Origin of the sequence: Kitasatospora sp. HPM-01-4 (assembly GCF_051374625.1) — a bacterium.
In the GTDB taxonomy this organism is placed as follows: domain Bacteria; phylum Actinomycetota; class Actinomycetes; order Streptomycetales; family Streptomycetaceae; genus Kitasatospora.
Genome location: NZ_JBPQGP010000005.1, coordinates 3,799,954 through 3,825,428 on the forward strand (window position 1 = coordinate 3,799,954; position 25,475 = coordinate 3,825,428).

The 25,475-nt window shown below is 72.6% G+C and carries 25 protein-coding genes; 8 read left to right on the forward strand and 17 right to left on the reverse strand.

The features are described from left to right. Positions 1 to 131: 131 nt before the first annotated feature. The 5 genes from cysS to ACSMTC_RS16305 form a co-directional block, all read right to left on the reverse strand. A complete protein-coding gene (gene cysS / locus ACSMTC_RS16285) occupies positions 132 to 1,526 on the reverse strand; it encodes a cysteine--tRNA ligase (RefSeq protein WP_436560412.1) in 1,395 nt (464 codons plus the stop codon). Positions 1,527 to 1,622: 96 nt separating this feature from the next. Continuing rightward, the gene (locus ACSMTC_RS16290) at positions 1,623 to 2,015 is read right to left on the reverse strand and encodes a PPOX class F420-dependent oxidoreductase (RefSeq protein WP_436560413.1); all 393 of its coding nucleotides are present in this window, start codon (positions 2,013 to 2,015) and stop codon (positions 1,623 to 1,625) included. Between the two features lie 130 nt (positions 2,016 to 2,145). After that, positions 2,146 to 2,634: a 2-C-methyl-D-erythritol 2,4-cyclodiphosphate synthase gene (ispF, locus tag ACSMTC_RS16295; RefSeq protein ID WP_436560414.1), complete on the reverse strand. Its 489-nt coding sequence runs from the start codon at positions 2,632 to 2,634 to the stop codon at positions 2,146 to 2,148. Continuing rightward, positions 2,624 to 3,379 (reverse strand): 2-C-methyl-D-erythritol 4-phosphate cytidylyltransferase, encoded by a 756-nt coding sequence (gene ispD / locus ACSMTC_RS16300; protein ID WP_436564704.1) that lies wholly within the window; start codon positions 3,377 to 3,379, stop codon positions 2,624 to 2,626. The genes ispF and ispD overlap by 11 nt, the downstream gene beginning before the upstream one ends. 315 nt (positions 3,380 to 3,694) lie before the next feature. Next, complete coding sequence (locus ACSMTC_RS16305) at positions 3,695 to 4,177, reverse strand: CarD family transcriptional regulator (protein WP_014136563.1); 483 nt, start codon at positions 4,175 to 4,177, stop codon at positions 3,695 to 3,697. A 471-nt stretch (positions 4,178 to 4,648) separates the two neighbouring features. On the opposite strand from ACSMTC_RS16305, the gene ACSMTC_RS16310 reads away from it, so the two are divergent. Next, on the forward strand, positions 4,649 to 5,311 hold the full coding sequence (locus ACSMTC_RS16310; protein WP_436560415.1) for a DUF461 domain-containing protein: 663 nt from the start codon (positions 4,649 to 4,651) through the stop codon (positions 5,309 to 5,311). A 65-nt stretch (positions 5,312 to 5,376) separates the two neighbouring features. Here ACSMTC_RS16310 and phoP read toward each other — a convergent pair whose 3' ends face one another. Beyond that, positions 5,377 to 6,072: a two-component system response regulator PhoP gene (gene phoP, locus ACSMTC_RS16315; protein ID WP_344634991.1), complete on the reverse strand. Its 696-nt coding sequence runs from the start codon at positions 6,070 to 6,072 to the stop codon at positions 5,377 to 5,379. Continuing rightward, positions 6,069 to 7,352 carry a sensor histidine kinase gene (locus ACSMTC_RS16320; RefSeq protein WP_436560416.1) on the reverse strand — a complete coding sequence of 428 codons (1,284 nt, stop codon included), beginning with the start codon at positions 7,350 to 7,352 and terminating at the stop codon, positions 6,069 to 6,071. The genes phoP and ACSMTC_RS16320 overlap by 4 nt, the downstream gene beginning before the upstream one ends. A gap of 309 nt (positions 7,353 to 7,661) precedes the next feature. Between ACSMTC_RS16320 and phoU the strand changes: the two genes are divergently transcribed. Continuing rightward, positions 7,662 to 8,342: a phosphate signaling complex protein PhoU gene (gene phoU, locus ACSMTC_RS16325; protein ID WP_436560417.1), complete on the forward strand. Its 681-nt coding sequence runs from the start codon at positions 7,662 to 7,664 to the stop codon at positions 8,340 to 8,342. Between the two features lie 221 nt (positions 8,343 to 8,563). After that, positions 8,564 to 8,740 carry a hypothetical protein gene (locus ACSMTC_RS16330; RefSeq protein WP_436560418.1) on the forward strand — a complete coding sequence of 59 codons (177 nt, stop codon included), beginning with the start codon at positions 8,564 to 8,566 and terminating at the stop codon, positions 8,738 to 8,740. Between the two features lie 88 nt (positions 8,741 to 8,828). Here ACSMTC_RS16330 and ACSMTC_RS16335 read toward each other — a convergent pair whose 3' ends face one another. Further along, positions 8,829 to 9,416, reverse strand: coding sequence for a lytic polysaccharide monooxygenase (locus ACSMTC_RS16335; protein ID WP_436560419.1), 588 nt, complete (start codon positions 9,414 to 9,416; stop codon positions 8,829 to 8,831). A 409-nt stretch (positions 9,417 to 9,825) separates the two neighbouring features. After that, the gene (locus tag ACSMTC_RS16340; protein WP_436560420.1) at positions 9,826 to 10,584 is read right to left on the reverse strand and encodes a phosphoglyceromutase; all 759 of its coding nucleotides are present in this window, start codon (positions 10,582 to 10,584) and stop codon (positions 9,826 to 9,828) included. A 145-nt stretch (positions 10,585 to 10,729) separates the two neighbouring features. Between ACSMTC_RS16340 and ACSMTC_RS16345 the strand changes: the two genes are divergently transcribed. Continuing rightward, a complete protein-coding gene (locus tag ACSMTC_RS16345) occupies positions 10,730 to 12,028 on the forward strand; it encodes an MDR family MFS transporter (RefSeq protein ID WP_436560421.1) in 1,299 nt (432 codons plus the stop codon). Between the two features lie 55 nt (positions 12,029 to 12,083). On the opposite strand, the gene ACSMTC_RS16350 is transcribed toward ACSMTC_RS16345, so the two are convergent. Continuing rightward, on the reverse strand, positions 12,084 to 12,650 hold the full coding sequence (locus tag ACSMTC_RS16350; RefSeq protein ID WP_436560422.1) for a type III secretion system chaperone family protein: 567 nt from the start codon (positions 12,648 to 12,650) through the stop codon (positions 12,084 to 12,086). A gap of 104 nt (positions 12,651 to 12,754) precedes the next feature. Continuing rightward, complete coding sequence (gene mshA / locus ACSMTC_RS16355; RefSeq protein ID WP_436560423.1) at positions 12,755 to 14,125, reverse strand: D-inositol-3-phosphate glycosyltransferase; 1,371 nt, start codon at positions 14,123 to 14,125, stop codon at positions 12,755 to 12,757. Between the two features lie 213 nt (positions 14,126 to 14,338). Here mshA and ACSMTC_RS16360 point away from each other — a divergent pair, with 213 nt between their 5' ends. After that, entirely contained in the window at positions 14,339 to 15,160 is an 822-nt protein-coding gene (locus ACSMTC_RS16360) for a class I SAM-dependent methyltransferase (protein ID WP_436560424.1), read from the forward strand. A gap of 157 nt (positions 15,161 to 15,317) precedes the next feature. Here ACSMTC_RS16360 and ACSMTC_RS16365 read toward each other — a convergent pair whose 3' ends face one another. Beyond that, positions 15,318 to 15,884, reverse strand: a complete 567-nt coding sequence (locus tag ACSMTC_RS16365) for an O-acetyl-ADP-ribose deacetylase (RefSeq protein WP_436560425.1) — start codon at positions 15,882 to 15,884, stop codon at positions 15,318 to 15,320. Positions 15,885 to 16,414: 530 nt separating this feature from the next. On the opposite strand from ACSMTC_RS16365, the gene ACSMTC_RS16370 reads away from it, so the two are divergent. Further along, complete coding sequence (locus ACSMTC_RS16370; RefSeq protein ID WP_436564705.1) at positions 16,415 to 17,977, forward strand: PP2C family protein-serine/threonine phosphatase; 1,563 nt, start codon at positions 16,415 to 16,417, stop codon at positions 17,975 to 17,977. Positions 17,978 to 18,078: 101 nt separating this feature from the next. On the opposite strand, the gene ACSMTC_RS16375 is transcribed toward ACSMTC_RS16370, so the two are convergent. The 3 genes from ACSMTC_RS16375 to ACSMTC_RS16385 all read right to left on the reverse strand — a co-directional run bounded on the left by ACSMTC_RS16375 (position 18,079) and on the right by ACSMTC_RS16385 (position 19,698). Beyond that, positions 18,079 to 18,408 (reverse strand): DUF2516 family protein, encoded by a 330-nt coding sequence (locus tag ACSMTC_RS16375; RefSeq protein WP_436564706.1) that lies wholly within the window; start codon positions 18,406 to 18,408, stop codon positions 18,079 to 18,081. A gap of 244 nt (positions 18,409 to 18,652) precedes the next feature. Then, positions 18,653 to 19,195 (reverse strand): hypothetical protein, encoded by a 543-nt coding sequence (locus ACSMTC_RS16380; protein WP_436560426.1) that lies wholly within the window; start codon positions 19,193 to 19,195, stop codon positions 18,653 to 18,655. An 89-nt stretch (positions 19,196 to 19,284) separates the two neighbouring features. Next, entirely contained in the window at positions 19,285 to 19,698 is a 414-nt protein-coding gene (locus ACSMTC_RS16385) for a helix-turn-helix domain-containing protein (RefSeq protein ID WP_436560427.1), read from the reverse strand. Between the two features lie 274 nt (positions 19,699 to 19,972). Here ACSMTC_RS16385 and ACSMTC_RS16390 point away from each other — a divergent pair, with 274 nt between their 5' ends. Further along, positions 19,973 to 20,623 carry a class I SAM-dependent DNA methyltransferase gene (locus ACSMTC_RS16390; protein ID WP_436560428.1) on the forward strand — a complete coding sequence of 217 codons (651 nt, stop codon included), beginning with the start codon at positions 19,973 to 19,975 and terminating at the stop codon, positions 20,621 to 20,623. 33 nt (positions 20,624 to 20,656) lie between these two features. Here the strand turns inward: ACSMTC_RS16390 and ACSMTC_RS16395 are convergent, their stop codons facing one another. Beyond that, positions 20,657 to 20,860 carry a hypothetical protein gene (locus tag ACSMTC_RS16395; RefSeq protein WP_436560429.1) on the reverse strand — a complete coding sequence of 68 codons (204 nt, stop codon included), beginning with the start codon at positions 20,858 to 20,860 and terminating at the stop codon, positions 20,657 to 20,659. Then, on the reverse strand, positions 20,857 to 24,594 hold the full coding sequence (locus ACSMTC_RS16400; RefSeq protein ID WP_436560430.1) for an SNF2-related protein: 3,738 nt from the start codon (positions 24,592 to 24,594) through the stop codon (positions 20,857 to 20,859). The genes ACSMTC_RS16395 and ACSMTC_RS16400 overlap by 4 nt, the downstream gene beginning before the upstream one ends. 161 nt (positions 24,595 to 24,755) lie before the next feature. Between ACSMTC_RS16400 and ACSMTC_RS16405 the strand changes: the two genes are divergently transcribed. Continuing rightward, a complete protein-coding gene (locus ACSMTC_RS16405; RefSeq protein ID WP_436560431.1) occupies positions 24,756 to 25,346 on the forward strand; it encodes a DinB family protein in 591 nt (196 codons plus the stop codon). The last annotated feature ends 129 nt before the right edge of the window (positions 25,347 to 25,475 follow it).

The following is a 25,475-nucleotide window of genomic DNA, read 5'->3' on the forward strand; positions in this document are numbered from 1 at the left end:
TGCCGGACGGCCGATTACCGTCTGCGGCATGCTCTGCGTCATGTGGGCCCCTCCCGGTCCGCTGCCGGACAAGGAGGGAGGGCCGCACCGGTCCGGTACGGCCCACCCTCACCCCTCCGGCGTCGGAGGGGTTACTGGTTGTTGATCATCCAGCGCGGGCCGGACGGGGTGTCCTCGATGGTGAGGCCCGCCTGCGAGAGCTGGTCGCGGATGGCGTCCGCCGTCCCGAAATCCTTGCGGGCGCGGGCCGCCTGCCGCTGCTCCAGCACCAGCCGGACCAGCGAGTCGACCACACCGTGGAGGTCGTCGCCCCGGTCGGTCCCGGCCCAGTGCTCGTCGAGCGGGTCGAGACCCAGCACTCCGAGCATCGCACGGACCTCGGCGAGACGCGCCATCGCGCTCTCCTTGTCGTCCGCGGTGAGCGCGCTGTTGCCCTGTCGGACGGCGGTGTGGACGACCGCGAGCGCCTGCGGCACCCCGAGGTCGTCGTCCATCGCCTCGGCGAAGGCCAGCGGCACCTCGGGCGCGGCGTCCACCAGGCCGCAGCGCTCGACCGCGCGCTCGATGAAGCCCTCGATCCTGGCGAAGCCGGTCTCCGCCTCGCTGATCGACTCCTCGCTGTACTCGATCATCGAGCGGTAGTGCGGAGCGGCCAGGTAGTAGCGCAGCACGATCGGCCGCCAGCGCTGGACCATCTCGGAGACCAGCACCGAGTTGCCGAGCGACTTGCTCATCTTCTCGCCGCTCATGGTGACCCAGGCGTTGTGCACCCAGAAGTTGGCGAAGTCGTCGCCGAAGGCGCGGGACTGGGCGATCTCGTTCTCATGGTGCGGGAAGATCAGGTCGAGCCCGCCGCCGTGGATGTCGAAGGCCTTGCCCAGGTACTTGTGCGCCATGGCGGAGCACTCCAGGTGCCAGCCCGGGCGCCCGCGGCCCCACGGGGTGTCCCAGCTGGGCTCACCCGGCTTCGCCGCCTTCCACATCGCGAAGTCGCGCGGGTCGCGCTTGCCGGTCTCGCCCTCGCTCTCGGGCTGCAGCAGGTTCTCCAGCCGCTGGTTGGACAGCCCGAGGTACTGGGGGAAGGTGCCGACCGCGAAGTAGACGTTGCCCTCCGCCTCGTACGCGTGCCCCTTCGCGATGAGCTTGCGCATCATCTCGATCATCTCGGGGACGTGGCCGGTGGCCCGGGGCTCGACCGAGGGGGGCAGGCAGCCCAGTGCCGTGTAACCCTCGTTGAAGGCACGCTCGTTGGTGTACGCGATCTCGAACCACGGGGTGCCGAGCTCGCGTTCCTTCTTGATCACCTTGTCGTCGATGTCCGTGACGTTGCGGACGAAGGTGACCTGGTAGCCCCGGTAGGTGAACCACCGGCGCAGCACGTCGAAGTTGAGGTTGGACCGGATGTGTCCGATGTGCGGCGCCGCCTGGACGGTCGCTCCACACAGGTACATCGAGACACAGCCCGGTACAAGCGGGACGAAGTCGCGTACCTGGCGGGTGCTGGTGTCGTACAGGCGAAGGCTCACAGCGTCAAGCGTAGTGGGCGGCGGGGGGTGCCCCGCCACCTTTCCCCGCCCAGGCGACCACTTCTCGATCAGGTACGCGCCCGCAGGCCCCTCGGTTCAGAAGTGGCCGACCACCTTGTGGGGCTTGATCCGGACCACCACCCGGACGTCCTCGGGGCTGTCCATGTCGTAGTCCTTGCCCATGTACTTGCGGGCCAGCTCGTTGATCAGCTCCCGGGCGCCCTCGCTGCTCAGACTGGCCTCGCCGCGCAGCTCGAGGTAGGTGTAGGGCTGCTCGGGCGGGTTGATCACGACCGAGACCCGCGGGTCCCTGAGCAGGTTGCGGTGCTTCCGGCGGCCCTCGACGGTGGAGAACAGCACGTCGTCGCCGTCCCGCTTCACCCAGACGACGGACGACTGCGGGCTGCCGTCGGGCAGCAGGGTGGTCACCACGGCGAAGCTCTTGCCGTCGATCAGCGACTTCGCCTGGTCGGGGAGTTCTGCGGCCATGTGCTCGACCTCTCGTCTGGTGCGTGACGGCTGGGCGGGCGGCCACCCGCCGCCCGCCCACGCTACCGACTCTCCCGCCATTCGGGCGGATTGAACACCCGTCAGACGATTAATCGTCCCGGCCGGCCCGTCAGGCCCGGTACACCAGCGCGGTGGCGATCGCGGCCAGGCCCTCGCCCCGGCCGGTGAGGCCGAGACCGTCGGTGGTGGTGCCGGAGACCGAGACCGGGGCGCCGACGGCGGCGGACAGCGCGGCCTGCGCCTCGTCCCGGCGCTTGCCGATCTTCGGGCGGACGCCGATCACCTGGATCGAGACGTTGCCGATCGCGAAGCCGGCCTCGCGGACCAGTCGGGCCGCCTCGCCGAGCAGGGTCACCCCGGCCGCGCCGGACCACTCGGGCCGGTCGGTCCCGAAGTGCGCCCCCAGGTCGCCGATCCCGGCGGCCGAGAAGAGCGCGTCACAGGCCGCGTGGGCGGCCACGTCGGCGTCCGAGTGCCCGGCCAGGCCCACCTCGGAGTCCGGCCAGTCGAGGCCGGCAACCCGGAGCGGGCGGCCCGCCTCGAAGGCGTGCACGTCGGTGCCGATGCCGATCCGTGGAATCAGCGGTTCAGAAGCCATCGGAGGCCCTCCGTCGGGCGAGTACGGCCTCGGCGAGTACGAGGTCCAGCGGGCGGGTGACCTTGAAGGCCTCTTCGTGGCCGGGTACCACGACCACCTGGCCGCCGTAGCGCTCGACCAGGCCGGCGTCGTCGGTGACCGGCGGCAGGCCGCCGTCGGCCTCCTCGGCCAGCGCCTTCCGGTGCACCTCGTGCAGGGTGTCCCGGCGGAAGCCCTGCGGGGTCTGTACGGCGCGCAGCGTGGCGCGGTCGGGCGTGTCGAGCACCGGCTCCGGCGCCCCCGGCGCGGCGGCCGGGGCGACCCGCTTGACGGTGTCGGCCAGCGGTACGGCCGGCACGACGGCCTCTGCGCCCGCCCGGACGGCGGCGGCGACCGCGTCCACCACCTCCACCGGGACCAGCGGCCGGGCCGCGTCGTGCACCAGCACGATCTCGGTCTCGGCCGGGATCGCGGCCAGGCCCAGGCGCACCGACTCCTGCCGGGTCGCGCCACCGGCCACCACCCGGACGTCCTTGCCGTCCAGGCCGTGGCTGTCCAGCAGCGCGGCCACCTCAGACTCACCACCGGGTGGCGCGGCGACCACCACCAGGCCCACCGCGCGGCTGCGCGCGAGCGCCCGGACCGCGTGCACCAGCAGGGGTACCCCGCCGAGCTCGCGCAGGGCCTTGGGCGCGCCCGGACCAAGCCGCTCGCCCCGCCCGGCGGCGGGTACGACGGCTGCTGCAACTGCTGCTGTGGCGTTCAGGTTTCACTCCTTCGCCGAAGTGGGTATGGCCATGGCGTGCGCGGCAGGTGCACAGCGCGGACCCCTTCCAACCGCAGGCCCGTGCACCTCCGCGAGTTCACCGGCACTCCGCACGGCCCGGGTATCGGACCACCCGGTCCGCCTCGGGGTCCGGACCGACGCACCGTCACACCGGGTTCCACCGAACCAGGGCGCCCGGGCGCGGGTACGCCGAAGCGCCCGAGGTGCCGCCGCACCACCCGCCCGGGCGTACCGGGTCGTGGTGGCGCGCCGTCATCGGGCGCCGTGGCATTGCGGACTGCCGTGAGGCCGGCCTCAGGAGGCCAGGACCTCGTCGAGCAGCGTCTCCGCCTTGTCCTCGTTGGTGTTCTCGGCCAGGGCCAGCTCGCTGACCAGGATCTGCCGGGCCTTGGCGAGCATCCGCTTCTCGCCGGCCGACAGGCCGCGCTCGCGCTCGCGACGCCACAGGTCGCGGACAACCTCGGCGACCTTGATAACGTCACCCGACGCCAGCTTCTCCAGGTTCGCCTTGTAGCGGCGGGACCAGTTGGTGGGCTCTTCGGTGTACGGTGCACGCAGCACCTCGAAGACGCGGTCCAGACCCTCCTGGCCTACTACGTCGCGCACGCCGACGAACTCCGCGTTCTCGGCGGGCACCCGCAGCGTCAGGTCTCCCTGCTGCACCTTCAGCACCAGGTAGGTCTTGTCCACACCTTTGATCTGGCGAGTTTCGATGGCCTCGATCAGCGCAGCCCCGTGATGGGGGTAGACCACCGTGTCGCCAACCTTGAACGTCATGTGACAGGACCCCTTCCGTGGCTTTCCAGAATAACACGCTTTTCGGCGCACCCGAAGGGCGTTTTCGCAGGTCAGGGCCGGTCTCAGGGCTTGACAAGCACCCCCTTCACGTGCTGCGACCGGTGTTCGACCAGAGCTTCCCGCAGGTCGGAGGCGGTATGGGCGACCTGACGAAACCTCTGGCGGCACTCCGAAAACCATGATTGGATCTTGAGTTTTCGCCGCGTAACGCGCCACGCCCCGATAGCGATTCCGGTCACACTCCGGCCCGACCGGCCGCGGACCGGCTGCGGACCCGCCGCGGGTGATCATCGTTCGTGAACGGTGCACCCGTACGGGGGACGGCCGAGCGGTACCGGACCGGTGCTCCGGATGCGACACGGGGCCACCCCGTGAGAAGCGGATAAGTGTGGTCGGTAGTCTGAGCCCTGACTGACCACCCGACCCGTGATCCAAGGAGAAGTCGCCGCCGTGAGCCGGAGCCTTCGACGCGGCGCCATCGCCGCCCTCGTCCTCGCAGCGATCGTCCCGCTGTCCGCCTGCGCCGCCGGGAACTCCCCGGACACGCTGCAGATCAAGCCGGACAACGCGGCCACCCACCTCGGGGACCACCTCAAGCTCAACAACATCGTGGTGGTGACCAAGGCGGACGCGGTCGGCGACCAGACCGGCCCGGCCAACGTCTCGGTCAACATCGCCAACAACGGCACCACTCCCGAGACGCTGCAGTCCGTCACGGTCGGCGAGGGCAGCGCGGCGACCTTCACCGACGCCAAGGGCGCTCCGGTCACCGAGATCGTCATCCCGGCGGGCGGCGCGGTGCTGCTCGGCGGCCAGGGTCAGCCGGCCGCGCACGTCGCCTCGGCCAAGACCACGGTCGGCGGCTTCGTCCCGGTCGCCTTCGCCTTCGCCCAGAGCGGCAAGGTCACCACCCAGGCCCAGGTCAGCCCGGCCACCGGTCTGTACGCCTCGTACGGCCCGACCGTCGCCCCGGCACCGGTCGTCCCCTCGGCGCCGGCCTCCGCTCCGGCTTCCGCCCCGGCCTCCGGCGCCGCCTCGGCACCCGCGTCGGCCCCCGCCTCGGCCCCGGCGAGCCCGAGCGGCAGCGCCTCCGGCGCGCCCGCCGCGCACTGACACCGGCACTCCATGGCGAAGGGCCCCTGCTCGGCAGGGGCCCTTCGGCGTAGGTACCGCGGGGTTTACGGCTCGAACTTGTAGCCGAGGCCGCGGACCGTGACCAGGTAGCGCGGGGCGCCCGGGTCCGGCTCGATCTTGGCCCGCAGGCGCTTGACGTGGACGTCCAGGGTCTTGGTGTCACCGACGTAGTCGGCGCCCCAGACCCGGTCGATCAGCTGCATCCGGGTGAGCACCCGGCCCGCGTTGCGCAGCAGCATCTCCAGCAGGTCGAACTCCTTGAGCGGCAGGTCGACCTTGGCGCCGTCCACCGTGACCACGTGCCGGTCCACGTCCATCCGGACCGGGCCGGCCTCCAGCGCGCCGGGGCCGCCGCCGTCGCCGTTGCCGCCCGCGTCCTCACCGCGGCGGCGGAGCACCGCGCGGATCCGGGCGACCAGCTCTCGGGTCGAGTACGGCTTGGTGACGTAGTCGTCGGCCCCTATCTCCAGGCCGACCACCTTGTCGATCTCGCTGTCCTTGGCGGTCACCATGATCACCGGGACGTTGGAACGGACCCTCAGCTGACGGCAGACCTCGGTGCCCGGCAGTCCGGGGAGCATCAGGTCGAGCAGCACCAGGTCCGCACCGTTCCGTTCGAACTGCTCCAGCGCGTCGGGCCCGGTGGCGGCGACGGCCACCTCGAAGCCCTCCTTGCGGAGCATGTACGAGAGGGCGTCGCTGAACGACTCCTCGTCCTCGACCACCAGTACTCGGGTCACGTTCGGGCCTCCGGGGCAGGAATGGGGGTTGTGGTTTCGGGGGTTCGGTTCGACAGCGGGGTGCTCGGCGGCTCCACCGGGATCCGCCCGGCGGGAAGCCGCACGGTGAACGTGGAGCCTTGGCCCTCGACGCTCCATACGGACACGGTGCCACCGTGGGAAGCGGCGACGTGCTTGACGATGGAGAGGCCGAGACCGGTTCCTCCGGTCGCCCGGGAACGAGCCGGATCGACGCGGTAGAACCGCTCGAAGATGCGCTCGCGGTCCTTCTCCGAGATGCCGATGCCCTGGTCGGTCACCGATATCTCGATCAGTTCGCCGTCCGCCTCGCCCAGCGCCGCGGCGCTGGAGATCCGGCGGGTGGCGATGGCCACCCGGGTCCGCGGCGGGCTGTAGTTCACCGCGTTCTCGACCAGGTTACCGAGTGCGGCGGCGAGCTGGCCGCGGTTGCCGTGCAGGTAGAGGCCCGCGACGCCGCCTGAGGCGATGTGGATCTGCTTGGCGGCGGCGGGCTGGCGGCAGCGGTCCATGGCCTCCGCGATCAGCTCGTCCACCGGCACCGGCTCCGGGTCCATCAGCAGCCGGTCGTCCTGGACCCTGGAGAGGTCGATGATCTCCTGGACCAGGCTGGCCAGCCGGGTGGCCTCGATCTGCATCCGGCCGGCGAAGCGCTGGACCGCCTCGGGGTCGTCGGCGGCGTCCGCGACGGCCTCGGAGAGCAGCGAGAGCGCGCCGACCGGGGTCTTGAGCTCATGGCTGACGTTGGCCACGAAGTCCCGGCGGACCGCCTCGATCCGGCGGCGCTCGGTCAGGTCCTCGACCAGCACCAGCACCAGCCGGGAGCCCAGCGGGGCGACCCGGACCGAGACCGCGAGCGGCTCGGCCGCACGGGCACCTCCCGGTCTGGGCACCTCCAGCTCCACCTGCCGGATCTCACCGTCGCGGCGGGTGGAGCGGGCCAGCGAGAGCATCTGCTCGACGACCACCCCGCCGCCCCGCACCAGGCCCATCGCATAGGCCGCCGAGCTGGCCTTGACCACCTCGTCGGCCTCGCCGAGCACGATGGCGCAGGAGCGCAGCACCGACAGTACGGTGTCCACGCCGGGCGGCAGCACCGGCTCGTGCACGGGTGCGCTGCTCGTACTGATCCTGCCTCTGCCGCTTCCCCTGCCGCTCCGGCTCTGCTCGCGCTCGCTCCAACGGAAGGCTATGGCGGCGGTGAGGCCGACACCGAGCCCGGCTATGGCGCAGGCAGCGGCGGCGGCCACATTCACGTCCATACGGCCAGCCTAAGCGCTAGGTGAAGACCTCTCTCAAGCTCGCGATCAAGGGATTGGCCTTACGTTGCCGAGAATTCACCTTCAGGCTGCCGCTGGTTCACTGCTGCGGCCGTGCGGCGTCGCCCGGACAGCCCAGTCTGGGTGGCGCAGCCCGTGCGGCCGGTGACGCGCGTACGATTCGCGCCACCAGCAGCGGCCTCCCGGCCCCTCGTGCGCGTGCTCACGGACGGATGTCCACGGGTGCGGGCGCACGGGACGACGGGACGACCGGTCGGCACCGCCACCGACACAGCTACTGAGGGAGAGAGCATGCGCGACGCGTACCACGAGGAACTCGACTCGATCAGCGACGGACTGGTCGAGCTGGCCCGGCTGGTCGGTTCGGCCATGGGCCGGGCCACCACCGCGCTGCTCGACGCCGACCTGGAACTGGCCGAGAAGGTCATCGCCGCCGACGAGAAGATCAACGAGCTGCACCACGACCTGGAGAACCGGGCCATCGACCTGCTGGCCCGCCAGCAGCCGGTCGCCACCGACCTGCGGATCGTCGTCACCTCGCTGCGCATGAGCGCCGACCTGGAGCGCTGCGGCGACCTCGCCCGGCACGTCGCCAAGGTGGCCCGCCTGCGCTACCCCGCGACGGCCGTCCCGGGCGACCTGCACCCGATCGTGCTGGAGATGGGTCAGCTCGCCCAGCGCCTGGTCGCCAAGGCCGGACAGGTCATCTCCACCAAGGACGTGACCAAGGCGCTGGAGCTGGAGCAGGACGACGACGCGATCGACGCGCTGCACCGCGAGCTCTTCTCGCACCTGCTGGACGACCGCTGGCAGCACGGCATCGAGACCGCCGTGGACGTCACCCTGGTCGGCCGGTACTACGAGCGGTTCGCCGACCACGCGGTGTCCGTGGCCAAGCGCGTGGTGTTCCTGGTGACGGGCGAGCACGCGAGTGAGTTCGCCGCCACGTACGAGGCCGGCCAGGCCCAGTAGGCGGGGCCGGACCGCCTTCGGCGGGGCCGCCTGTGCCGTCGTCCAGGGGCGGGGGTGCTCCTCCAGGGCACACCCGCTCGCCCCTGGAAAGACCCGACAGGGGGGCGCGCGGAGCACCGCCCGGTAGCCCCCGCGCGCCCGTTGACGCCCCGTCACGGGAGGGCTTCACTCATGGAGTAGGCACACCGCCGTGTGCCCGTCCCGAGGAGGGCCCAAGCGCGATGAAGGCAACCCCGACCCCCACCACCCCACCGCCGAGCGTCATAGAACCGCCCGCACCGGCCCTGCTGCCGATCCTCGCCGCCGGCTGCGGCTGCGGCCCCGGCTGCGGCTGCGGCTGCCAGTCCGGAGCACCGTGCCAGTGCGGCGGTGTCAGTGGCGGCTGCTGCGGCCACTGAACACTCACAGCCCACTCATGACCGGGTGCCCCGCCGCACGGCGGGGCACCCGGTCCGGCTTTCCCCGGCGGCTCACGCAGGCGCGGCGTCAGAAGTCGACGTCGGTGCAGGAGTAGAAGGCGTTGCCGGTGTCGGCGATGTCCCAGACCGCGAGCACCACCTGGTGGCCGGTCCGGCCGGCCGGCAGGGTCGCGGTGTGGCTGACGGTGCCCGGAGGCTGGGCGCCGCCGTAGGGGACGCTGAGGAAGGGCGTGGTGTCCAGGCTGTCGCGGGTCAGCGGCTGGGAGGCGTCGTAGCCGGGATTGGTGAGGAAGTACCGGAACGAGGTGGTCGCGTGCCGGGCGGTGAACGTCCAGGTGAAGGTGAGCTGCTGCCCCGCGGTCACATGGGTGGTCGGCCAGTCGCCGCCGCGCGAGTCGTCCAGTTCGGCGAACCTGGCGTTCCCGCCCGAGCAGAGGGTGCCGTCGGCGGGCCCGCTCTCCGGGAAGCCCTTCGGACCCTCCACGCTCTGCGGTTCCCACTGGATCTGACCGCAGTCGGTCACGGTTCCGGCGGCGCACAGGGCGGACCTGCTCGGCGGATCCGAGATGTACCCGTGCGACTGGGCGGGAACCGCGAGGGCGACCGGGACGGCCGCCGCGACGGCCGCCGCCACCAGGGCATGGCGCTTGCGCATGGTGCTCCTTCCTGAACCCGCTCGCGGGCATGCCGAAGCGGGGCGTGGGGGGTGGATGGAGTACACGACGGACGCGGGCGGCTGTGGGGAGGGATCCGGGACGGACCGTGGCGCGCCCGCGCCGGCTCCGCACTTACGCTAGAAGCGCCGTACGCGACCGTCAATGGTCTGAACCACCTTGGGCGCCAAGGGAGTTGTCCGCTCGCTGCGGCGGCCCTGGGCACTCCGGCGGCCCTGGCGCGGCCCGGCCGACGGGCCGACGGCGGCCCGCGCATGCCGCTCACCGGTCCGCTGTACCCGTGCCTGCCCGCCGGTCCCGCCCCGGAAGGACCCGCCGCACACGACCGAGCCCCCCCGCCGCGCGGTGGGACCGCGGGCGGGGGGCTCGGTGGCGGAGCGGGTGTGCGGGCTACTTCTTGCCCTGGTTCTTGACCGCCTCGATGGCAGCCGCGGCGGCCTCGGCGTCCAGGTAGCGGCCGCCCTTGGCGACCGGCTTGAAGTCGGCGTCCAGCTCGTACACCAGCGGGATGCCGGTGGGGATGTTCAGGCCGGCGATGTCCTCGTCGGAGATGCCGTCGAGGTGCTTGACCAGCGCCCGCAGGCTGTTGCCGTGGGCGGTGACCAGCACGGTCTTGCCGGCGGCCAGGTCCGGGACGATCGCGTCGTACCAGTACGGCAGCATGCGCTGGACGACGTCCTTGAGGCACTCGGTGCGCGGGCGCAGCTCGCTCGGGATGTCCGCGTAGCGGGCGTCGTGCGCCTGCGAGTACTCGGCATCGTCGCTCAGTGCCGGCGGCGGGGTGTCGTAGGAGCGACGCCAGAGCTGGAACTGCTCCTCGCCGAACTCGGCCAGGGTCTGGGCCTTGTCCTTGCCCTGGAGAGCGCCGTAGTGCCGCTCGTTCAGGCGCCAGCTGCGGCTGACCGGGATCCAGTGGCGGTCGGCCTTGTCCAGGGCGATCTGGGAGGTGCGGATCGCACGGCGCAGCAGCGAGGTGTGCACCACGTCGGGGAACAGGCCCTCGCTGGCGAGCAGCTCGCCACCGCGCGCGGCCTCCTTCTCACCCTTCTCGTTGAGGTCGACGTCGACCCAGCCGGTGAAGAGGTTCTTCTGGTTCCACTGGCTCTCGCCGTGGCGGAGCAGGATGAGTCGGTACGTGGTGTCAGCCATGGTCCACAGCTTAATGGAGCCGAATAACCGGTAGCCGGGCCGAAAGTCCATCGGTAATATGCGGTTGCCCAAAAGACCACTTACATGCCCGTCGGGCAGCCCCCACAGCCCGCTCGGCGAACTCCTGCTGCCCTCGGAGCCTCCATTGCCCGGATCCGCCCGAATATCCGCCGCCTTCTCGAAGACCGTCGGCGGCCTGCCGAGACAGTTCTGGTGGCTCTGGACGTCCACGCTGGTGAACCGCCTGGGCGGCTTCGTGGTCACGTTCCTGGCCCTGTACCTGACCGCCGACCGCGGCTACTCGGCCTCGTACGCGGGGCTGGTCGCGGCGCTGTTCGGGCTCGGCGCGGCCATCGCGGCGGTCGGCGGAGGCGTGCTCGCCGACCGGATCGGGCGGCGGCCGACGGCGCTGGTCGCGCAGCTGTCCACAGCGGTCTTCACCGCCGTGCTCGGCTTCACGGACGGTCCGGTGGCCATCGCGGTGGTCGCCTTCCTGGTCGGCCTGGCGAACAACGCCTCACGCCCGGCCATCTCGGCGATCATCGCCGACGTGGTCCCGGCGAAGGACCGGGTCAGGGCCTACTCGCTGAACTACTGGGCGATCAACATCGGGTTCGGCGTCTCGGCGGCGGCCGCCGGGCTGATCGCGAGCCATGGCTACCTGACCCTCTTCGTGCTGGACGCGGTCAGCACGCTGCTCTGCGCGGTGGTGGTCTTCGTCAAAGTCCCCGAGACCCGGCCGGGGGACACCACCCCGGCGGCCGAGGCCGCCGACGCCCGGGGCGAAGCGCGGGTCGGGCTGGGAACGGTCTTCCGGGACGGCCGGTTCATGGCGGTGGTCGGCGCCAACCTGCTGCTCGCCGTGGTCGCGCAGCAGGGCAGCACCACGCTCGCGGTGAGTATGGGGCAGGCGGGAATCTCCACCACCGGGTACGGCTTCGTCATCGGCCTGAACGGTCTGCTGATCGTGCTGCTCCAGCTGCCGCTCACCCAGCTGACCAGCGGCCGCAACCGGACCGCGCTGCTGGTCGCCGGTGCCCTGCTGACCGGCTGGGGCTTCGGACTGACCGCGCTGGCCGGGTCCTCGGCCGCCTTCTACGCCGTCACGGTCACCGTCTGGACGATCGGCGAGATCATCAACGCGCCGACCATGATGAGCCTGGTCACCGAGCTCTCGCCGGCCACGGCGCGCGGCCGCTACCAGGGTGTCTACTCGCTCTCCTGGTCGCTGGCCTCCTTCCTCGGCCCGGCGGCCGGCGGATACCTGCTCCAGCACGCGGGCGGCGGTGCCGTGTGGGGCGCGTGCGCGGTCTGCGGGACGGCCGCCGGCCTCGCCTTCCTGCTGCTCGGGCGGCACAGTGCGATCCAGCCGGGTGCGGCCGTGCCCGACGCCCTCGGTGGGTCGGAGACCTCTAGCGCCCCGGTGGCGTCCTCTCCGGCCTGAGACCGGCCGGCGGCAGGGCCCGCGGCGTCGCGGGCCTGCTGCCAGCCGGCCCGGCTCAGGCCTCCCCGTGCGCGGCGTCCTGCTGCGATCCAGCCCCGGGAGCGGCGGGTCCGGCAGCGGCGGGTCCGGCGAGGTGGGCGAAGGCTTCGAGGTTCCGGGTCGACTCGCCGCGCTTGGTGCGCCACTCCCACTCACGCCGGATCGCCGAGGCGAAACCGAGTTCGAGCAGGGTGTTGAAGGGTTCGTCGGCGTTCTCCAGGACGGCGCCCAGCAGCCGGTCGACCGTCTCCGGGGTGAGCGCGTCCAGCGGGAGGCGGCCCGCGAGGTAGACGTCACCGAGCCGGTCGACGGCGTAGGCGACCCCGTACAGCCGGGTGTTGCGCTCCAGCAGCCAGCGGTAGACCGCCTCGTGGTTCTCGTCGGGGCGGCGGATCACGAACGCGTTCACCGACACGGTGTGGTCGCCGACCCGCAGCGCACAGGCGGTCGCCAGCTTCCGGCTGCCCGGCAGCGAGGCGACCAGGGTGTACGGATCATCGGGGGCCGGTTCCCAGGCCACTCCGGTCTCGTCCAGTGCGGCACGGAGCAGGTCGAGGGCGTCGTCCTTGGTACGGATTGCCATGGAGGAGACGCTACTCGGCGGTAGGCCGGGCTTCCAGCGACACCTGGCGCGCAGCCCCGGGGCGCGGGGAACCGGTCGGGCCCCGCGCCGCCGAAGGCCGTCCGTCAGCCGAGGCGCACCCGGGAGCGGGCCAGGCGGCCCGCCCGTTGGGCGAGCGCGCCGGCGTACACGTCGGCGGTGGCGGCGGCGGCCGTGCGCCAGCCGAAGCCCGCCGCGTGCCGGGCGGCGGCGGCACCCTGCCGCCCCGACAGCTCGGGGCTGGCGGCGTACTGGAGCAGAGCGTCGGCCCAGGCCTGCGGATCGTGGCCGTGCACCAGCGTCCCGGTACGGCCGCCCTGGACCGCGACCGGGAGGCCGCCGACCGCCGCCGCGATCACCGGCGTGCCGCAGGCCTGGGCCTCCAGCGCGACCAGCCCGAAGGACTCGCTGTGCGAGGGCATCACCAGCGCCGACGCGGCCCGGTACCACTCGGCGAGCTCGGGCTGCCCGACCGGCGGATGGAAGCGGACCACGTCCGATATGCCGAGCTGGGCGGAGAGCTTGTGCAGGCTCTCCGGCCTGGCCAGCCCGGACCCTGAAGGCCCGCCGACGACCGGGACCACCAGCCGCTCGCGCAGGCCGGGCTCGCGGTCGAGCAGCACCGCGACGGCCCTGAGCAGCACGTCCGGCGCCTTGAGCGGCTGGATCCGCCCGGCGAAGAGCAGGACCACGGCGTCCTGCGGCAGCCCGAGCCTGGCACGGGCCGCGACGCGGTCGCCGGGCCGGAAGGTGTCCAGGTTGACGCCGGGGTGGACCACGGCGAGCTGGTCCTTCCGGGCGCCGTAGTGGTGCGAGAGCTCCTCGGCCTCCTCGGCCGTGTTGGCGATCAGGCGGTCGGCGGCCTCGACCACCTGGGTCTCACCGATCACCCGCGCGGCCGGCTCCGGCGTGTCACCCTCGGCGAGGGCGGCGTTCTTGACCTTGGCCATGGTGTGCATGGTGTGCACCAGCGGTACGCCCCAGCGCTCGGCGGCCAGCCAGCCGACCTGTCCGGAGAGCCAGTAGTGCGAGTGCACCAGGTCGTAGTGGCCCTGCCGGTACCCGGCCTCCGCGCGCAGCACGCCGTGGGTGAAGGCGCAGAGCTGCGCGGGCAGGTCCTCCTTGAGCAGCCCCTCGTACGGCCCGGCGGTGACGTGCCGGACCAGGACCCCGGGCGCGAGCTCGACCAGGGGCTCGTCCTCGGAGCGGATCGCCCTGGTGAAGATCTCGACCTCGATGTCCAGCTCGGCCAGCCGCTTGGCCAGCTCGACGATGTAGACGTTCATCCCGCCCGCGTCGCCGGTGCCGGGCTGGTGCAACGGCGAGGTGTGGACGCTCAGCATGGCTATCCGCCGAGGCCTGCGCGGCCGCCCGCCCACCAGTGACTGCAGGCGGCCACGGGCGGGCGTGAGCGCGTACTGGCCACGGCGCGCCTTCCGTACGGGGTGCTGGGTCACCGGGCTGAAGCCTCCTCTTGCTCCCCGACTGCCGAGGGCCGTGCTGGTACCTGTGGACCGTGCTGCTCCGGACTTGCTGGACGTCCGCCCAGGTGGCCCCGCCGAGCGGCGGCCCCGCGTGGGCATTCGTCCAGTGTGACAACCCAGGGGTCGAAGGCCGGTATTCCCGTCTGGGCGGATGACCTGCGGTGCGATCCGCGTAGGCTGCCTGGCATGGCCGCCTCGTTCGATCCCTCCGCCGCCCGTGGGCGCTCCGCCCGCCCGGTCGGGACGGTCACCCGGGGCACCACCAACACCAACCGGCTGCGCCGGATGGACCGCTGGACGGCCCACGCTCTCGGTCCGGCACTGCGCCGCGCCGACCGGCCGCCGATCGCGGTGGACCTCGGCTACGGTGCGGCGCCCTGGACCGCCGTCGAGCTCTCCGCCCGCCTGCGGGCGGTCCGCGCGGACGTCCGGGTGGTCGGCATCGAGATCGAGCCCGAGCGGGTCGCGGCCGCCCTCCCCTACGCCGATCCCCCGCTGCTGACCTTCCGGCGCGGCGGCTTCGAGATCCCGCTGGACGGTGCCGCTCCGCTGCTGATCCGGGCGGCGAACGTGCTGCGGCAGTACGAGGAGTCGGCGGTCGCCGCGGTCTGGGAGCGGCTGTGCGGACGGCTCGCCCCCGGCGGACTGCTGGTCGAGGGCACCTGCGACGAGATCGGACGGCGGCACGTCTGGGTGGCGCTCGGTCCCGAGGGCCCCCGGACGGTGACCTTCGCGGCCCGGCTCGGCAGCCTCGACCAGCCCTCCGACCTGGCCGAACGGCTGCCGAAGGCGCTGATCCACCACAATGTGCCCGGTCGCCCGGTACACGCCTTCCTCACCGAGTTCGACCGGGCCTGGGCCGCGGCGGCGCCGTACGGAGCCTTCGGGGCCCGCCAGCGCTGGGTGGCCGCGTGCACCGCGCTGTCCGGGAGCTGGCCGCTGGTGGACGCGCGCGGACGGTGGCGGCAGGGCGAGGTCACGCTGCCATGGAGCGTCCTGGCGCCCTAGCCGGACCTGGCCGTTCCGGAGTCCGGACCCGCTGCGGCGCGCGGGAGTTCACTCGAACGAGTTATCGAATACCTCTAGCATGTTGACGCCACACCAGGTCACCATAGGGACGGTCGCACGAGCCGACGGTGTTCGACGAGGGGCACCTGAACACCCGTCAGCTCCGCTGCCCCAGGGCGCGCCACACCTGCTCGAACACCCCGTACGCCTCCGCTCCGAACAGCACGAACCGCACCTCGGCCAGACTCGCAGACCCGACCGGCCCCGATTCGGCCGGCTCGGCCACCGCTTCCGTCACCGCCGTGAGGGCGATCCTCGCCGCGTCCTCCAACGGCCAGCCGTAGATCCCGGCCGAGATCGCCGGGAACGCCACCGTCCGCGCCCCCAACTCGACCGCCAGCCGCAGCGATTCGCGATAACAGGAGGCCAACAGCTCAGCCTGCCGCTCGTACTCCTCCAGCCGGTGGACCGGTCCCACCGTGTGCACGACCCATCGGGCCGGCAGGCGGCCGGCCGTCGTGGCGACGGCCTGGCCGGTCGGCAGGCCCTTCCCGTAGTGCGAGGCCCTCAGCCTGCGACAGTCCGCGAGGATCTCCGGGCCGCCCCTGCGGTGGATCGCGCCGTCCACCCCACCACCACCGAGCAGAGAGGAGTTGGCGGCGTTCACGATCACGTCCACCCGCTGCTCCGTGATGTCACCCTCGACCAGCGTGATCTGTGTCACCACATCGGACCTCCCATCACACCGCGTCCACAGGGCGCCCACACTAACCACCCCGGCCGCTGGGAGCGTGGCAATAACCACATCGACGCCGGTCGGTCAGAGAAATCCTCGGAGATCACGTTATGGTCGCGGGAAGCTCCCCGACACACGGTGCCATGCGGGCACTGAGCACGGCTCCCAACCGTTGCCCAGTCGGGGAAAGGGAGGATCGACCAATGCCCGCAACGGGAGACGGGCGGGCACCGCGTGCCTCGTACCGGCCGGGCAACACCGGCGGAGTCCTGACCGAGCATGCCGTCGGCACCGGCGGTGTCCTGACCGAACAAGCCGTCGGCACCGCCGAAACCGCCCTCGGCCACACCGCTGCCTTCGCCGCCGACCAAGCGGAAGACAGTGATGAGACCGGCCGCTCGGCCAAGCGGACGGGCGGGCTGGCCACGCTCCGCTCGGACAGCGCCACCGGCGGCCGACCCGACGGACAGACCGACGACCAACTCGACGGACCCTCCGACCCCCGGAGCGACCACCCCGTGGGCGGGCGGCCCGGCGACCGCGGCAGCTTGCCGAACGGCGCTCCAGGCGGTCGCGTCAGCCTCACCTCCAACCCCATACCGCGCCCTCGGAACACCCATGGCGGCCCCGGCACGCCCTCGCGTGGCGAGCCGTTCCGACTGCTCGTGATCGAGGGCGACGTCTCCGACGCGGTCCTGATCGAGCAGCTGGTCGCCGACAGCGGTTCCCCCATAGAGATCCACTGGGCGCACGGCATCGACCAGGCCGTCGGCCTGCTCTCCCCCACGCTGCCCGGTGCCCGGCGCGGCCGCCCGCGCGGCTCCGACTTCAGCTGCGTCCTGCTCGACCTGGCCGCCCCCGGTGACCTCGCCGCCCACAGCGGGCTGGTCCCCACCGCCGAGACGGCCCTGCCAGGCGATCCGGCCGGTCAGCCGGACGCTCCCGTCGGCCTGCCCCTCTCCGGTGTGGGCAGCGGTCCGGACAGGTTCGACGACCCCGACGGGCTCGACGGCCTGCGCGCGGTGCTGCGCCGGGCCCCGCACACCGCCGTCGTGGTCCTGACCGACGCCGCCAGCGCGGAGCTCGGAGCCGCCGCGGTGGCCGCGGGCGCCCAGGACTTCCTGGTCAAGCACGAGACGGACGGGCCTCTGCTGGCCCGCGCCCTGCGCTACGCGGTCGAACGCAAGCGGGCCGACGAGTCGCAGCGGCGCCTGGTCGAGGCCGAGCTGCGCGGCCAGGAGAACGCCCGGCTGCAGCGCCATCTGCTCCCCACCCCGCTGCTCGACGGCGCCGGGCTCGCGTTCACCCGCCGCTACCGCCCAGGCCGCCGCCGAGCCCTCCTCGGCGGCGACTTCTACGACGCCGTCCGTACCTCCGACGGCACCGTCCATGTGGTGATCGGCGACGTGTGCGGCCACGGTCCGGACGAGGCGGCCCTCGGCGTCGCCCTCCGGATAGCGTGGCGCACCCTGGTCTTCGCCGGGCTCACCGGTGAGGCACTGCTCAGCACCCTCCAGCACGTGCTGGAGCACGAGCGCCGCAGCGACGAGATCTTCGCGACGCTCTGCATGCTGGTGCTCTCCCCCAAAGCGCCACCGTCCACCGGCCCGGCGGTCTCCACCAGCCAGGCCGTACCCGCGGGTCCGGCGGCTTCCACCGGGCCCGGCAAGGCCGAGCACGCCCTGCTCTACCTGGCCGGGCACCCGGCGCCGCTGCTGCTGAGGACGGACGGCCGTCCGGTGCTGCTCCCGGCCGACCAGGCCGGCCCCGCCCTCGGGCTGGTCCCGTGCGACGACGGCCAAGCGGTCTGGCCGGCCCAGGAGCTCGAACTCCACCCCGGCTGGCGGCTGCTGCTCTACACCGACGGGCTGGTCGAGGGCCGGGTCGGCGCGGGGTCCCGCCGGCTGGGCCAGGACGGCCTGGTCGAGCTGATCGGCGACCACCAGTCCGCCGGCCTCACCCGGGGCCGGCTGGTGGACAGCGCCATCGCAGAGGTCGAGGAGCTCAACGGCGGCGCGCTCGCCGACGATGTCGCCGTCCTGCTGCTGGAACGCAACCCGGTGCCGCTCATCATGGGGTGACCGACCTGTGTGAACGCGGTGGGCGCGGTACCCGATCGGGTACCGCGCCCACCGCGTTCACACGGGTCCACCACCTGGTGCCGGCCCGTACGGCTCGGCGGTCACCAGGGACCGTACGGCCCCACGTTCCGCCGGCCGCCCTTGCCCCGGCCGTCGGTCAACTGCTTGATGGCGGGCCGGACATCGACCATGTAGACGATCGCGGCCACCAGGCCGGCCAGCGACAGCATGCCGAACAGGCTGGACCCGAGCAGCAGGTCGAGCACCAGGGCGAGACCGAGGATGATCAGCCAGAACTGCTTCGTCTTCTTGTCCGCCGCGCGATAGGCGTCCTCGCGACGGGTGGCGGCGTCCACGAAGGCGAAGAGCTTGAAGCACACCATCGCGGTGGTCAGCCACCAGAACGGGTTCAGGTAGGCGAAGTCCAGGATCTGTCCCACTGCGGTCTCCTCACTGCGGCTTCGGCGGAACCGGCCCCGGCGCTACCGGGCCGGGCAAAGGCCACTTCCCATCGTGACACGGCCGCCGCCACACGTACCGGACAACGAACCGGCCCGGCCCGACGTGCCCGGCCGCCCTGGCGGTGCTCCCGGCAACTCCCCGGCGGCACTCGGGGTACCCCCCGGCCCGGCCGTCTCCCCTGCGCTCGGCTCTCGCCGCGTCCCGCTCGGCGGCCTACTCTGCGGACTTCTCGCCGGACTTCCGTGCCCGCGGAGCCTTCTTGGCGTCCTCCGGGTCGCTCTGCGCCCCGGGCTCCTCGACCAGTTCGGCGTCGACGGCCTCGTCCTCATCGACCGCGACCACCGCGGGCCCGGTCTTCACCGGCTTGTGCTCGGCCCCGCTCTGGCCCTTCTCCACGACCGCCTTGCCGCGTACGGCCAGCTCGTCGTAGACCTCCTTCGCCTTGACCGCGAACTCCGCCGCCCGGCCGACCTGCTGCAGCGCGAACTCCTGGGCCTTCTCCTGCAGCCCCTTGAGGTCGGTCGGCAGGGTGGTGACCGTCTCGGTCACCTTGGCCTGCGCCTCGACCAGCCTGGTCTGCGCCTCCTGGAGCCGGACCGCCGCCTTCTCCTGGGTGCCCTTGCGGTCCGCCGCGAGCGCCTCGACCTTGCCCGGCACCTCGCGCAGCTTCTCGTAGGCGAGGTCGCCGGCGCCCGCGAGGGCGTACAGCGGGGTCGGGTCGCTGAGGGTCTTCTTGATCTCGTCAGTGATCGGCATGACCGGTTCTCCCTTTGCGTCGACAGCCGGTGACCGGCCTGTCGTGGGTCTTCGCCCGGTGACCGCCCGGCCGGGCAGCCACCCCGTGTTCAGTCCTCGTCGGCCTTCGGTCCTGGTCCGCTGGGCCCGGCCACCGTCACGCCGTCCGTGGACGCCCCTTCCTTGTTCTCCTTCAGGAAGGCGTCGTAGACGGCGAGCAGCGCCTGCTTCTGCCGCTCGTTGATCAGTGGATCGGCCAGGATCGCGGCCCGCAGTTCGAGCCCCTCACCCTGCCGTTCCTCCAGAATCCCGGCCTGGACGTACAGCGTCTCCGCCGAGATCCGCAGCGCCTTGGCGATCTGCTGCAGGATCTCCGCGCTCGGCTTGCGCAACCCGCGCTCGATCTGGCTGAGGTACGGGTTGGACACACCGGCGGCCTCCGCCAGCTGCCGCAGCGAGAACTGCGCGTTCCGCCGCTGCTCCCGGATGTACTCGCCCAGTGAGCCAACGTTCAGTGAGGCCATACCGGCAGTCTCCCCCGCGGTGCTTGCAAATGCAAGCAGAGCGCTAACACCAGCAACCACAGGCCCGGGCGTGCGCTGCACCATGGCCGGATGACCGGGTGTTCCGGTCAGCGGATCACGAGAGCGCCGCAGGTGCGGCCGCCCCGGCTGCCCCCGCGCTCCTTCTTCCGCGCCCGTCGCGCCCGTCCGCGTCCTTGCACTCCCGTCCTTCTCCGGGCCTTCTCCCGTCCTTCTCCGGTCCGGGTGCCGCAGGCGACGGATAGTGTGCTCGGCCATGACCGAACCTTCCTTTCCGCACACCACGCAGGCCGCCTACGACGCCATCGCCGCCGTCTACGCCGAGCGCTTCAGAGACGAACTGGAGCGGCAGCCGCTGGATCGCGCGATGCTCTCCTCGTTCGCCGAAGTGATGCAGGCCGCCGGCATCGGGCCGGTCGCGGATCTCGGCTGCGGTCCGGGGCGGGTGACGGCGTATCTGGACTCACTGGGGTTGGACGTCTTCGGTGTCGACCTGTCGCCGTCGATGGTCGAGCTGGCCCGCCAGGAACACCCGGGCCTGCGGTTCGAGGTGGGGTCGATAGCCGCCCTGGGGCAGGCGGACGGCGCTCTCGGCGGGGTGCTCGCCCGCTACTCCATCATCCACACCCCGCCGGAGCGGGTCCCGGAGGTCTTCGCCGAGTTCCACCGGGTGCTGGCTCCGGGCGGCCATCTGCTGCTCGCGGTCCAGGTCAGCGATGAACCACTCATCCCTGTACAGGAGTTCGACCACAAGGTCTCGCTCGCCTACCGCTGGTCACCGGACCGGCTCGCCGAGCTGCTCCGCGCGGCGGGACTGGTCGAGGTCGCCCGACTGCTGCGGGAGCCGAACGAGGGCGAGAGGTTCCAGCAGGCGTATCTCCTGGCCCGTAAGCCTGCTCAGGCGTAGCCGTCGGACGGAGCCATACCGTCGGACCGAGCGTCAGTCGGCGGTTCCGGTCAGGCGCCGGTAGGCAGGGGCGAGCAGGGCGGCGAGGTCGCGGCCGGCGATCCGGATGCCCGAGGGCCCGAGGCCGGCGAGGGCCGACCCGGCGGCGGTCTCGGGGCCGGGCGGGCTCGGCTGGAGAGTGAACTCGCCCTCCCAGAAGGTGTCCAGGAGTTCGGACAGCGGCTGTGCATCGGTCATCGTTCGATCGCTCCCTCGGCCGCGTGGCCTGCGCTGGTACGGCTTGCGGTCTGTTCGTCCGGCACTCCGGGTGCGCCGGACGCTTCCGGCTCCCCGCCCGTCTCGGCCCCGGCGCCCGCCTCCGACGGCTCCCGCTCCCCAGGCCCGCCTCCCGCCTCGGGCCCGCCACCCGCCTCAGCCCTGCCACCCGCCTCGACCTCGCCGATCGCGTCGGCGGAGAGGGAGACCAGTTCGCGCAACGCTTCGGTGGACAGGTCGCCGAGCCACTGCTCGCCCTCGCCGACCACGGCTTCGGCCAACGCCCGCTTGGACTCGATCAGTTCGGCGATCCGCTCCTCTACGGTGCCGACGCAGACCAGGCGCCGCACCTGGACGTCCCGCCGCTGGCCGATCCGGAACGCCCGGTCGGTCGCCTGGTCCTCCACCGCCGGGTTCCACCAGCGGTCGAGGTGCACCACATGGTTGGCGCTGGTCAGATTGAGCCCCGTGCCACCCGCCTTGAGCGACAGCAGGAACACTCGGGGCCCGTCCGGCGACTGGAACCTGGCGACCATCTCCTCACGCCGGCGCTTCGGTACGCCCCCGTGCAGATAGAGCACCTCCTCGCCGAGCCGGGCGGCCAGGTGGGGCTGGAGCATCCGGCCGAACTCCGCGTACTGGGTGAAGACCAGGACTCGGCCGCCCTCCGCGAGCGCCTCCGCCAGAATCTCCTCCAGGCGTGCCACCTTCCCCGATCGGTCTCCCAACTCCGATCGGTCGTGCAGCAGTTGGGACGGATGGTTGCACACCTGCTTGAGCCGTCCGATCGCCGCGAGGACGGCGCCCTGGCGCTCCACCCCGCGCGCACCCCGGAGGCGCCGCATCAGGTCGGCCACCACCGCCTGGTAGAGCCCGACCTGCTCGGCGGTGAGGTTGCAGTAGACCGTGATCTCCTGCTTCACGGGCAGCTCGGCCGCGACCGCCGGGTCCGACTTGGACCGGCGGAGCATGAACGGTCCGGTGAGCCTGCGAAGTTGACCGGTCGCCGCCGGGTTCGCATTGAGCTCGACCGGAATCGCGTAACGCTCCTTGAAGGAATCGGCGGAGCCGAACAGGCCCGGGTTGGCGAAGTCGAGCACGGCGTGCAGCTCGGCGAGCCGGTTCTCCACCGGCGTACCGGTGAGGGCGATCCGGTGCTCGGCCCGCAGTGAACGGACCGCTCGGGACTGGGCGGTGGCCGCGTTCTTGATGGACTGGGCCTCGTCCACGATCACCCGTCGCCAGGAGATCCGGCCCAGTTCCCCGGCGTCCCGCTGTACCAGCCCGTACGTGGTGATGACCAGATCGACCCCGTCCGCGACGGCCTCGGCGACCGAGCCCTCCACCCGGTCCGCGCCATGGTGGACGTGGACGCGCAGCATCGGGGCGAACCTCTCGGCCTCCCGCTGCCAGTTGCCGACCAGGGACATCGGGCAGACCAGGAGGTTCGCCCTCGCGGCCGCCCGGCCCCGCGCGGGCCGGCCGGCCGCTTCGACCTGTTCGGCTTGTTCGGCCTGTTGGGTCTGTTGGGCCTGTTCGGCTTGTTCGGCTTGTTCGGCCGCGAGCAGGGCAAGGGTCTGCACCGTCTTGCCCAGCCCCATGTCGTCGGCCAGCACCGCACCGAGGCCGAGCCGGGTGAGGCTGCGAAGCCAGGCCACGCCCCGTTCCTGATACGGGCGCAGGGTCGCCCCGAAGCCGGGTGGGAGAGCGGGCGGCACTGTGCGCTCCCCCTCGGCAGCACACTCGCCACTGCCCGAGGAACCGGCGCCACCCGTACGGCCGGCCAGGAGGTCGCCCAGCGGACCGGCCGCCTCGACCCGGGTGACCGGCAGCCCGGCGACCCGCGCGGACGGGTCAAGTGCCAGCTTCAGCACGTCCGTTGCGGCCATGGCCCCGGCTCCCCGGTGGGCCAGGAAGGCGAGCGCGGCGGCGATCTGCTGCGCGTCCACCTCGATCCATCGGCCGCGCAACCGGACCAGGCCCTGCTGGGCAGCCCCCAGTTCCGCCAACTCCTGTTCGGTGAGGGTGAGTTCGCCGAGAGCGACGGACCAGCGGAAGTCCATCACCGCGTCGCGGTCGATCCGGCCGGTCCGCTCCAGCGCCCCCGCGACCGGCGTACGGGCCGTCTTGAGCACCAGGCCGAGGCGGGGGCGGCGCTGCCACCACGCGGGAAGCAGCACGCCGAACCCGGCTTCGGCCAGGGCCGGGGCGGCATCGCGGAGGAAGCCGAGGGCTTCGGCCCGGTCGAGAGTGAGGCCGGTGGGACGGGAGGTGCGCAGCGCCGCGCGGAGTTCGGGGCGGCGAAGAACGGCCCGGTCGAGCTCTGCGGTGTAGTCGCCGACGGGGTCGGCGACCTGCCGGGAGAACGCGGCCCAGGCCGGGCCGCCGGACCAGAGGTCTGCCGCGGCGACCAGGAGCGAGGGCTGGTCGACGGACTGGAGGAGGAAGTCGAGCCGCCAGTCGTCGTCACCGGCCGTCCTGTCGCCGCCGGGCGATCTGTCGGGGACGGCCGACCCGTCGGGGACGGCGCCGGGGCCCGGCAGGTCGGGCAGACCCGCGTCATGGCCGAGCGGTTCGGAGAGGCGGAAGCAGAGGCGCAGCGCCTGGTCGGGGGCGGGCGTCCCGGCGTACCAGGCGGCCAGCCGCTCCGCGAGGTCCGCGGCGGTCCGCTCCGCCGCGTCCGCAGCCGAGTCGTCCGGAGCGGACGGATCTCCCCGATCCGGGAAAGCCCCGGCGGCCGTGCCCTTGGCGGCCGACCCCGGCACGGGGCCGGGGCCCGGGCCTGCGGTGGCCGCCGGGACCTGCGGCACCACCGGCGCGAGACGCCCGTCGGCGGTGTGGAGTGCCGCCAGCCAGGCTTCCTCGATGGTGGCCGGGGCACGGTGCAGCGGAGGCGGCGCGCCGTCCAGGGCGACCCGGGCCTCGCGGTCGACCAGGACGTCCAGCACCTCGGCAAGCAGGTCAGCGCCGGTCCTGGCAGCGGCGCCGGGGCGGCGCTCGGCGCGGCAGACCGGCGGGCACCCGGCAGCGAGCGCCTCGGCCTCGCGCCGGGCGGCCGCGTCGGGCGCGGGCTGCCAGCGCGCCTGGAACATGCCGTCCTCCGCACGGAGCACCGGCAGCACGCGGCCTTGGCCGACCATCCGCCAGGCGAGGTCGTGGACGGCGGTCAGCCAGCGCAGCGAGGCACCGTACGCGACCTCGACCGGGCCTCTTCCCGGGAGCTCGGCCATGGCCACCGAGCAGTGCGGGTCGAAGAGTTCACCGAGGAGCTGGGCCGCCTCCGGGGCTTCGAAGAGCAGCACCGGGATCCGCCAGGGGGACAGTGCGACACCGCGCCCGACGGTGCCGACGGGCAGCTGCGGCGAGGGGGTCGGGGTCGCGCCGAGCCCGGGGAGCAGCAGGGTGGCCCACCGTTCGAGGGCCTGCTCGGCCAGCCAGCCGAGCCCGGGGCCGATGGCGCCGAGGAGGCGTGCGAGTGCGTCGGCGGGGCACGCGTAGGGGTGTGCGACCGTGTGCGCGCCCTTGCGCGCCCGGCGCACGGCGCCCGTCGGGTATTCAGCGGCCAGCGAGTGTTCAGCACCCGGCGCCTGCACGCCGCCCGCCGGGTACGGGTCCGCCGCGCGCGCCTGGTGAGACGGCCTGCCGAACGCCCGCGCGTCCTCGGCCCACAGGGCCAGTCGGCCGCCGGCCTGCCAGAGCGCGTGCAGGGCGTACATCGGCCTGGCCTCCCCGGATGCGAATGCGGACTCGATCGACCCTAACCGGAGCCGAGGAGCGCACCGCTCCGGAAAGCGGAGTAGCGGACCGTTCCTGTCCTGATTGCTGGCTACCGTCGGTTTCAACGAGGCGGGGAAACCCACGACGAGAGGGAGTCGACATGCCCACCCTGGTACACGCGGAGCACGACGAGCGCGAGGGCCTGCTGGCCTTCCTGGACGCCCAGCGCGGCGCGATCCGCCGTGCGGCGTTCGGCCTGACCGAGGAGCAGGCGGTGGCCACGCCCACAGCGAGCAGCCTGTCGGTGGCAGGACTGGTCAAGCACGTGGCCCGGTGCGAACGGTCCTGGATCCGCGGCGTCCTGCTGGATGACGAGCGCGCGATGATCGCGCCGGACCAGTGGGCGGACGAGCACCGGCTGCTCGAAGGCGAGACCCTGGCCGGCTGGCTCTTGGAGTACGAGGCGGTGGCCGCCGAGACCGAGGAGATCATCCAGGGCCTGCCCGGCCTGGAGGTGGACGCGGCACTGCCGACGGCCCCCTGGTTCCCGCCGAACAGCCGGCGCACGGCGCGCTGGATCCTGCTCCACCTGATCGAGGAGGTGGCGCGGCACGCGGGACACGCGGACATCATCCGGGAAAGCCTCGACGGCCGGACGGCCTTCGAGCTGGTGGCCGCCGTCAATGGGCCGATCGGCGATGAGCCGGCCGACGATGAGCCGGTCAACGACGGGCCGGCCAACGAGGACTGACCGGCGCGGACCGAGCGGGCGGCAGCCCCGAGACGGCACGGCGGAGCGGACCGCACCCGGGAGGGTTCTCCGGGACTCCCCTCAGCTCATGGTTGAACGTTGAACGAATCCCGGTTATGGTGGAGCCAA

Coding starts and splice junctions, on each gene's coding strand:
- ACSMTC_RS16290 (WP_436560413.1), bottom strand. CDS start 2,015: ATGGCCGCAGAACTCCCCGACCAGGCGAAGTCGCTGATCGACGGCAAG.
- ispF (WP_436560414.1), bottom strand. CDS start 2,634: ATGGCTTCTGAACCGCTGATTCCACGGATCGGCATCGGCACCGACGTG.
- ACSMTC_RS16305 (WP_014136563.1), bottom strand. CDS start 4,177: ATGACGTTCAAGGTTGGCGACACGGTGGTCTACCCCCATCACGGGGCT.
- ACSMTC_RS16320 (WP_436560416.1), bottom strand. CDS start 7,352: ATGGACGTGAATGTGGCCGCCGCCGCTGCCTGCGCCATAGCCGGGCTC.
- phoU (WP_436560417.1), top strand. CDS start 7,662: ATGCGCGACGCGTACCACGAGGAACTCGACTCGATCAGCGACGGACTG.
- ACSMTC_RS16330 (WP_436560418.1), top strand. CDS start 8,564: ATGAAGGCAACCCCGACCCCCACCACCCCACCGCCGAGCGTCATAGAA.
- ACSMTC_RS16335 (WP_436560419.1), bottom strand. CDS start 9,416: ATGCGCAAGCGCCATGCCCTGGTGGCGGCGGCCGTCGCGGCGGCCGTC.
- ACSMTC_RS16340 (WP_436560420.1), bottom strand. CDS start 10,584: ATGGCTGACACCACGTACCGACTCATCCTGCTCCGCCACGGCGAGAGC.
- ACSMTC_RS16350 (WP_436560422.1), bottom strand. CDS start 12,650: ATGGCAATCCGTACCAAGGACGACGCCCTCGACCTGCTCCGTGCCGCA.
- ACSMTC_RS16360 (WP_436560424.1), top strand. CDS start 14,339: ATGGCCGCCTCGTTCGATCCCTCCGCCGCCCGTGGGCGCTCCGCCCGC.
- ACSMTC_RS16380 (WP_436560426.1), bottom strand. CDS start 19,195: ATGCCGATCACTGACGAGATCAAGAAGACCCTCAGCGACCCGACCCCG.
- ACSMTC_RS16385 (WP_436560427.1), bottom strand. CDS start 19,698: ATGGCCTCACTGAACGTTGGCTCACTGGGCGAGTACATCCGGGAGCAG.
- ACSMTC_RS16390 (WP_436560428.1), top strand. CDS start 19,973: ATGACCGAACCTTCCTTTCCGCACACCACGCAGGCCGCCTACGACGCC.
- ACSMTC_RS16395 (WP_436560429.1), bottom strand. CDS start 20,860: ATGACCGATGCACAGCCGCTGTCCGAACTCCTGGACACCTTCTGGGAG.
- ACSMTC_RS16400 (WP_436560430.1), bottom strand. CDS start 24,594: ATGTACGCCCTGCACGCGCTCTGGCAGGCCGGCGGCCGACTGGCCCTG.
- ACSMTC_RS16405 (WP_436560431.1), top strand. CDS start 24,756: ATGCCCACCCTGGTACACGCGGAGCACGACGAGCGCGAGGGCCTGCTG.